This window comes from Marisediminitalea oceani, assembly GCF_003731635.1.
Lineage (GTDB): Bacteria > Pseudomonadota > Gammaproteobacteria > Enterobacterales > Alteromonadaceae > Alteromonas > Alteromonas oceani.
Window position 1 is genome coordinate 1 of the sequence record NZ_RCUA01000055.1, and the last position, 6,813, is coordinate 6,813.

Below are 6,813 nucleotides of genomic sequence, written 5' to 3' on the forward strand. Positions count from 1 at the left end.
TAATGCCAGTCAGTTAAGCTGACTGGCATTTTTCTTTGAGGGGTACTTAGCCGGTCTCTTCCTTACCACTCGTGGATAATACCTGTCAGGTCGTTTGTCCGGTAACCTCATCATCCTCAACGATTCCATCAGGTATTCATAGTGAACTGGCAGCTTGGTCACTGTGTCTGGGATAGTAGTCAGGAAGAACACGATGATATGCCTCATGCAGAGTCCGAAGCTAAGCCTGGAGGGTGATAGCTCCGGCATATCTTTGACGGCATCAAGCATCATCAACCTAATCAAGTTGTAGGCGAGCAACAGCCCCCACAGTTCCTGACGCACCATCTCAGGCTTCTTGCTACGAAGCGTCAGTTTTGCCTGATGCAGAGTCTGTTTCATTTCCCTGAAACCCAACTCTATTTCCCAGCGCTGAACATACACATCAACAACTTCTGCATAGGGAAACTGCATCGCATCAACCATTGAACTAAGTACGCGATAGGTCTTCCCGTCGACTTCGTAGCGGGTAAGTCTCGCTTCAATAGTTTCAGGTAAACCATCAAACTTCTTTCGTGCCTGAGGCGATGTCTCAAGGGTCACTAAAGCATCATGTTCGCTTAGTTGATGTTTCACTGTGTACTGTAAATCTTTACGGGCGGGAAGCATCCAGTGCGTGTTAACCCCTTTAGTCATCCACAAGTACAGTAGCCCTAGCGAGTAATAGCCTCTGTCGAACAGGGTCAGAGAGTGATCAGGAACCGAAGGGATAAGCCGCTCTGCGAGAGACATCTCTCCCACATTCCGGCTGTCAAATTCACTGGCCAGAAGAAGGTGACTGGACGTTTCCATCAGACTGCACATGCGTACCTGCGGGTACGGATTATCCCCCCTGGCATTCCGGTCGCAACCAAATGCATCAAGATTCTCAGCGGTATCCTGAGCACGAAACATCACGCCATCAACCGCCAGTACATTTAAACCACACCACTGCTCAAAAGCGTACTCGCCAAATGCCCGCTGTGCCATCAGTTTAAAAGTGTGTCCGACGGCATCTTCCCCCAGTCGTTGGCGGGCTTGTACTAGCGCACTAGGCGCAACAAAACGGTTTTTGCCCGGTAGCGAAACATCGAGTTTATTCGCAATGTCCCAGACAGGATCGTTACGGAAAAGACTCATACCAACAATGGTAAAAACGACCGAATCCAGAGGTAATCGACGACGCCTGACGGTCGCTACACCTGATAATTCATAAGCTTGCTGGAGAAGTTCAGGGTCAACGAAGGACTTCAATTTATCGATAGCATTCAAGTCTTCCGCATGACTAAATGTATCATCGAGGTGTGTAAGTAAAGACATAAAAAAATCCGATACCAGAGACTGATATCGGATTGTGAACCCGTAGAAAGATCGGTCAACCGATCAGTATAAATTTCTTAACTGATCGGCATTAGGCAAATTTGCCGGCTTTTTTGTTACTTACAAGCTGTCTAGCAAAGCTTGCGCTTTACTGCGATTGTAGAAGGGGCGCTCAACGGCGACCGCTTTTTTCAGTTCTTCTTTTGCTTCCTGGTTACGGTTTAACTTCGCCAGTGCATAGCCAATGTGATAACGGATTTCCGGGTTATTGGAATCCCGGGCAAAGGCTTTTCGCAGATGACCAAGGCCATCTTCCAGTTGTCCTTTCTGCACGAGTATCCAGCCCAGGGTATCCAGAATGTCGGGATTGGTGCTGTTTATCTCGAAAGCCTGCTCAATATATTTATGGGCGTCATTGATATTGTCGTGTAAGGCCATAATGGCCAGCTTGTTCAATACGATGGCGCGGTTAAAAGTTTTATCTTCATCGAGTAACGATTTATACAATGCCGTCGCTTTATCGAAATCCTGTTGCACGAAGTAAAACTGCGCCAGCAGATTTTTGGTTAGCAGGTTATCCGGCGAGGTTTGCAGTGTTGCTTCAGCCCGATCTATAAATGCTTGTTTATCTCCGCCCATCAGCGCCAGCTCATATAGGTAAAGCATTGCCTGATGGAAGTCAGCATCCAGTTGCAGAGCTTTGGTCAGCGCGGTAGTTGCTTGCTGACGGTTGTTTGTATTGTCATCGTAAAGGGCCTGTACCAACCAAAAATTTGGGTTATTCGTATTTGCTTTACGGATATCATCGAGCAGGGCTTTGGCGTCTTCGAATAACGCTGACTCAATTAATAAACGCACTTTCTCCAGCTTTAACTGCGTACTGTTCGGCGCAAGTTGCAAGGCAAAATCGATTGAGTTTATTGCGCCGGGTTTGTTGTCGATGGCTTTTTGTAAGCGGCTCTGCTGTAACAGTTGCTCTACCGAGTTGAGCGTAAAATGTTCAACTACTGAGAGTGTCTTTTGTGCTTCGGAAATGTTGCGTTTCTGAATATACAAAGAAGCTTTAAACAACAAATAGTCTGCATTATCGAAGTCATTCACCAATAACCGGTCAATGTGATAAAGCGCCTGATCATAGTCCTTCATTGAGCCATATAACTTGGCTAACTCAAACCTGGCATAGTTGAAATCGTTATTCAGAATCAGCACGTCATTATACAGATCCAGTGCCTCCTCAATATCGCCCAACTGTACGTTATTGTGGGCCTTCAATAACATCGATTGCGCGTGCTGAGGTGATGTTTTCAGTAACTCTTCTGCGAGTAAATTGGATTCTACAAATTCGCCCTGGCGACTTAATATGGCTGCACGGTTGAATTTTGCAGCAAACAGATCAGGTTGTTTAGCCAGTGTGTCAGATAGCACGTCCAATGCTTCATCGTAGCGCTGTAAGCGAATAAGTATGCCCGCTTTCAGATTCAGGAAGTCGGCTTCGTCGGGGTATTTTGACAATATTTCATTAGCGCTTTTTAAAGCGTACTCTTCAATGCCGGCCTGCAACTTCATCATGCTGTAGGTAAACAGGAATGTTACGTTTTCCTTATTTTTCTCGTAATTACTGTCGAGGATTGCGATGGCTTCGTCAATTTTACCGCGATTCGCCATGAGGCGGATGCGGAACAAACTGACCCGGGCATCTTCTGGGTATCTCAGGGATAATTCATCGCTGAGCTTTTGAGCTTTAAAGGCTCGGTTTTGCTTCAGGTATAAGTCGCCTAGCAGCAGCGCTGAATCGATATTATCGATGAGTTTATCTTCGTGCTTTTCCAGCAAGGTGAGTGCCTGACGGTTTTGCTGGGTCATCAGATAAGTTCGGGCTAACAAAATAATAGCCTGAATGTCACCGGGGTTATTCTGCAAATATTGAGAGAAGTCCTTAGCTGCCTGTTCGGTATTACCGTGGAAAAAGGCAGTTAAGCCGCTGATATATAACAGGACCGGTTGGTCTGCAATGATATCCGGCGATAAGCTGCTCATGATTTCGTTAAGCTGCTCGAGCCGCTTATTGCTGACCAGTTTTTCTTTATCCTTACTTTCCAGCCAACTGCTGAGCAGAATTGCTAACGGATCGTTAGGTGTTTTCTCAATAATTTCGTCTACAAACGCCTGAGCGCTATCAAAATCGTTACTTTCCAGATAAATGTCAGCCAGCTTTCTAAGCGTAATGGGATCTTCCGGAGCTAACTCTAACGCATGTTGCAAGTGCGTAATGGCGGTATCATAGTCTTCATTGGCTCGCGCCAGCTGACCTTTAAGTCGCCACGTGACGTGGTCCTGATCATTTATGCTGATAGCTTTATCGAGGTAGTCACCTGCCTGCTCGAGCTTATTTTCAATCAGCGCCACAGACGCCAGTCCATTATAGGCCGGGGAGTAGTTGCTATCTAATTTCAGACTTTGCTGATAAGCCTCATTGGCACAGTCAAAGCGTTTCAGTCTGGTACAGGCAGTAGCACGGATCTGAAGCCACTTAACCTTTTGCTCAGTGACAAGCTTGTCTGTCTCATTAAAGTTAACCACTTTCTGGTATTTATTTTGGAACAGCAGAGCATTACCTAATGGCTCCGCGACAAGATTGATATCCGCCCCCTGATCCAGCGCTTCGTAGAATTCAGTTTCAGCAGCCGACAGATAGCCATTCATAAGCAAAATTTTACCCATCAGAATTTTCGCCGCCAGGTTATCCGGGTCTTGTTTGAGACTATTCTTTAAATGGATAAAGGCCTCGTCATAACGGGTTTGGCTGTAGGCTGCGAGCGCTTTCTCATAATCTTCTTCAGAGCTGGCCAGGGTATATGAACTGGCTAGTAAGCCGGCTGAAATCAGAAGGGTAGACGTCAATCGCATAGTATTTCTTTTTTATTCAAATGGATATTTTGGATTGTGTACAAAAAAGGTGGCAAAAGCCACCTTTGAACGAGAATGAAATTGAATTTATTTCGCTTGTTTTTTACGCCACGCTGCAAAACCGCCAGCAAGTAATAACAGAGCAAAAGAACTCGGTGCGTTTACTGGATCAGGCTCACCGTTATTGTCTTCAACCTGATTAAAGCCGATTGATGTAAGCTTAAAAGCATCATTATTTTCAGAAAAGCCATCAACATAGGCAAACAGTGAGTTATAAGCACCTACTAACCAGTATTGAGAAGTGCCAGTCGTGGTAAAATCAGAATGGTAGGTGCCATTGCTGCCACCGATTTGGAAGCTGCCTTTCAGAGAACTATCGAGATTGCCTGCAATCTGACTCCAGGTAGCTGAACCCGATGTCAACTGATTAATATCTGATAAGCCTGCAACAGAAACCTGTTGCGTACTCGTGCTACCACCTAACCAGTTAAAAGTAGCGCCTGCTAATGATACTGACTCAGAAAACGAGAACAAAACCATGTCATAATCAGACCAATTGCCCATGTTGTCGATTGCATGAGAATCGCTGTGATTGTCAAAGTTGGCTTCGTCTTGGTTAGTGACACCAAAACCTTCACCCCAAGGTCCGGAGAAACTTGCAGAAGTAACAATGTCGTCATTTCCACCTGCAGTGTCAGACCAGGCTGTTACAGAAATAGAAACACCGTTAACCACCACTGTACTATTGGTTGGATCGATGTTTTCATAAAGTTGATAATTTTGCTCAGACGTCGTCAGGTCATAGACCGACGCGTTTGTCCAGCTATCACATCCAGTGTTTACATTACATCCAGAACTGCTCCCTGTAGCACTGGCAACGCCTGAAGCGAATAAACCAATAGTGCTCAGAACAAGAACTGTCTTATTACAGTTAAACCGCATACTTCACTTCCTCATTAACTACGCATTCTTGCAAAACTTCTTTAGCAAAAAGCGATCCAAAATTTTAAATTTTTAAAATTCAATGATTTAGAATTATTTGTCAGTTAAATTTACGGTTGGTGTAAATTATTCTGACATAGATATGGATGAGAAAGTGCTTCAACATGGCAGTTTCATAATCCTTTGGTTTTCATTCTATAAGTAATGGTCAGTGGAATATGTATATGATCTGATAAGTAGTTATACCACGTAGGTATTGAGACATATTAAAGGTAGAAATGCTTTGAAACTTAAAATCGTTAAGCATGTCCATTGAGATTATGAAATAATGAGCGCCGTTTGTAGCTATAGAGAAAATCATGTCAGAAAGTAAACATAAAGGTATCTATTTGTTGCCGAATCTTCTAACCACTGCCGGTCTGTTCTCAGGCTTCTTTGCTGTGGTGTCTTCTATGAACGGGCGCTTTGAGGCTGCTGCGGTGGCAGTATTCGTGGCCATGATATTTGACGGACTGGATGGAAGGGTTGCTCGCATCACTAATACACAGAGTGATTTTGGCGCAGAATATGATTCGATGGCCGATATGGTGTCATTTGGCATGGCACCGGCGCTGGTGGCTTACAACTGGGGCCTGAGCGATCTCGGAAAGCTGGGGTGGTTTGCTGCCTTTATATATGTAGCAGGTGCCGCTTTAAGGCTTGCTCGTTTTAATACCCAGGTTGGCATTGCCGACAAGCGTTTTTTCCAAGGGCTGGCCAGTCCGGCAGCAGCAGCTGTTGTGTGCGGATTTGTGTGGTTAGGTGTTGAGTACGATATTAACGGCGATGATATCGGACTTATCGTAGCGTTAGTTACTGGCTTATCTGGCTTGTTAATGGTCAGTAACTTTAAATATAACAGCTTTAAAGAAGTAAACTGGAACGGTAAGGTACCGTTTGTTGCACTGCTGGTAATTTTGCTTATCTTTATTATCGTTGCCACCGAGCCTGCATTAGTCTTATTTATTGTATTTGCGCTTTACGCATTGGCGGGGCCAATCAATACATTCAGAACGGTTGATAAGGTAACCCTGAGTGATGTGGTTGGCGATCAGGTTGAAGACGCAGATTTTGTTTCCAAGGTGAGTGCGGAAGAAACCGAAGAAACGCCAGCTAAAGAACAGAGCACAGACGATTTAAAAGAACAAAAAGACGAAAAAACGTCGAATTAGTACGGAAAACATACTGATTGATTAAAACGCGACCAAACGGTCGCGTTTTTTAGTTTTATTGCGAAATAATAGTTGACGTTAAAAACCAGATGCGTAGAATGCGCGGCTCTTCAACGGGGAACGCCCTAACAGGCCAACCCGGCATAGCGCGAAAGCCTTATGTGAAGCGGTATACAGCGACAATGCTTTGAAAATAAATTTTCAAAAAAAGTGTTGACGCAGAAAACCAAAAGCGTATTATACGCATCCCGCTTCGGCAGGTTCTGAAAGAGCGCTGGAGCAAGCAAGGGAAAGTTTTTAAAACTGAGTGTGACGAAAGTCCTCCTTGCGCAGAAAGAAAAATCCTTTCTGCACTTAGTTCTTTAACAATTTATAACAAGACAATCTGTGTGGGCACTCATTAAGAGTGTCAACA

General features: G+C 44.6%; 4 protein-coding genes. 1 reads left to right on the forward strand and 3 read right to left on the reverse strand.

The features are described from left to right. Window positions 1–9 precede the first annotated feature (9 nt). The 3 genes from D9T21_RS15625 to xdp1 all read right to left on the reverse strand — a co-directional run bounded on the left by D9T21_RS15625 (window position 10) and on the right by xdp1 (window position 5,187). Window positions 10–1,338 (reverse strand): IS4 family transposase, encoded by a 1,329-nt coding sequence (locus D9T21_RS15625; protein WP_105934698.1) that lies wholly within the window; start codon window positions 1,336–1,338, stop codon window positions 10–12. 120 nt (window positions 1,339–1,458) lie between these two features. Further along, window positions 1,459–4,245, reverse strand: coding sequence for an XrtA/PEP-CTERM system TPR-repeat protein PrsT (prsT, locus tag D9T21_RS15630; protein WP_123325862.1), 2,787 nt, complete (start codon window positions 4,243–4,245; stop codon window positions 1,459–1,461). A gap of 87 nt (window positions 4,246–4,332) precedes the next feature. Next, window positions 4,333–5,187, reverse strand: a complete 855-nt coding sequence (gene xdp1, locus D9T21_RS15635) for an exosortase-dependent surface protein XDP1 (RefSeq protein WP_105934700.1) — start codon at window positions 5,185–5,187, stop codon at window positions 4,333–4,335. 359 nt (window positions 5,188–5,546) lie between these two features. Between xdp1 and pssA the strand changes: the two genes are divergently transcribed. After that, complete coding sequence (gene pssA, locus D9T21_RS15640) at window positions 5,547–6,398, forward strand: CDP-diacylglycerol--serine O-phosphatidyltransferase (RefSeq protein ID WP_123325864.1); 852 nt, start codon at window positions 5,547–5,549, stop codon at window positions 6,396–6,398. The last annotated feature ends 415 nt before the right edge of the window (window positions 6,399–6,813 follow it).